Consider the following 1,668-nt stretch of genomic DNA (forward strand, 5'->3'; position numbering starts at 1 on the left):
GACATGCTGGAGGAGATAGCCAATGGAGAAGACCCCAGTGAATACCTTTCAAACCATTCTGAGATTCCCCCAGCTTGGCAGCGGGCCTGCGAACCTGGAGGCCGCGATCCCCGGTGACCCTTCCGACTACATCGTCCGGCAACACGGCGAATGGGTGGATGGTGACTCGGCAAACCAGCCAGGGGATGATCTATGCCGGTCCTGGACCGGTCCAAGTTGAGCGGTCAACGCAGCGGGTCTAAATGGGCAGCGTCAGCACATGGGCTTTGTCTGGCTCGGCAGCGCCATGGCGAATCAACTCAAGTGGCGGTACGCGAATCAGTGCCTCTGCCGCCTCTTTTGGGCCATGCAGCCAAAGATCCCAATCGGCTCTTTCGATGGCCACGACCGTTCGTTTGTCCTGCTTGTCGTGTCCTTGTTTGGGATCGGGTTTGTGCATCAAGGCCAACAAAGGATGTCCATCACAATTCTGGGTGAGCATGGTGTAGTTCGGCACCACCTCACCTGTGATCGGATCGGTCCATTCGCTCCAGAGTCCGGCCAGCATCCATGGTTCGCCGTCTTCCCTCCAGAAACGCCACCAGGTGTTTTTCGAAAGGGTCATCGGATCTGCATGCGTGATGCCCCAATATGGTTCCTGGAACCAGGCTGCTGGAATCAGGCATCGTTGCTGGCGTGACCACGGAAAACCGTATGTCCATGCGGTGTCCACTGTTTCGCGACGAGCGTTGTTCGTGCTCATGCGGCGACCTTCACGCGTCTTGGGGGTGCGCTCCTTGGAGCTGGGGGGAATCATGCCCCATTGCCCGGCCTGAGCGACGGAGTCCTGTTTGACAAAGACGCCCTGTCCCAAAGGGGCCACCGTGTGGTCCCAAGCCAGGCCATCGAGTCCCTTGAACAATTGTGTGCGAAGCGTATCTGCATCAACGCTTCCATACAGGTTGCACATGCATCACCTCCTGTGAGATCTGCTAAAAACCGCTTCGCCGCAATGACGCCTCCACCTGCCTGGCATCCGCGATCCGAGTTGGCATTATTTCGCAGGTGAAACCTGTTGAGTTCGACATGAAGTGGCGATCGGCTGAGCCGATCCTCAAGCGGGGCGGTCCAATTTTCGAGATGGCTTCTGGGCCACGCCATGATGGAGATCGCCAGGTGAATCGGCGCAGGGCAGTCGTTCGTGGTGAATAGGCGGTGAATCGTCGATCTGGTCACCCAAGCAGGTCAATGGTTTGCTGTGGGGCGCGCAGCACTCCATCGTTCCAGATCGGCCCGGTGCCAGCCAATGGCGCGGCTTGACAACTTGACGGGGGAGGGGAATTTGTCTTCTGCGACCAAGCGGTAGATGGTCGAGCGGCACAGGCCGGTCAATCGTGTGACGGCAGGAAGACGCAAGATGGTCAGACTATCCGAATGGTTGGACTCGGTGGTGGGTGGCAGGTAGGTGTGCATGTGGGTACTCCGAATGAGGGATGCTTTCCACTGTAGGCAGTGGTCGACCCGATCTGACCGATGACTTCGCGGTAAAAATAGTCGCTCAGGCTGGGGATCTTCCTCCAGGAAGTTCAGCCCTCCGGGCGATTGCAGATAAGCTGGGCTCTCTGCACACTGGTGACCACAGGCGACGTTCGCTCATCACCAAAACACAAACAAGACACAAACAAGACA

The 1,668-nt window shown here is 57.8% G+C and carries 2 protein-coding genes; both read right to left on the minus strand.

What is annotated here, in order from left to right:
- Positions 1 to 238: 238 nt before the first annotated feature.
- Positions 239 to 949, minus strand: a complete 711-nt coding sequence (locus tag ABYB95_RS23090) for an SOS response-associated peptidase family protein (protein ID WP_372662570.1) — start codon at positions 947 to 949, stop codon at positions 239 to 241.
- Between the two features lie 275 nt (positions 950 to 1,224).
- Positions 1,225 to 1,452, minus strand: a complete 228-nt coding sequence (locus tag ABYB95_RS23095; RefSeq protein WP_372662573.1) for a helix-turn-helix transcriptional regulator — start codon at positions 1,450 to 1,452, stop codon at positions 1,225 to 1,227.
- Positions 1,453 to 1,668: the final 216 nt, after the last annotated feature.

The organism is Hydrogenophaga sp. (assembly GCF_041633695.1).
Lineage (GTDB): Bacteria > Pseudomonadota > Gammaproteobacteria > Burkholderiales > Burkholderiaceae_C > Hydrogenophaga.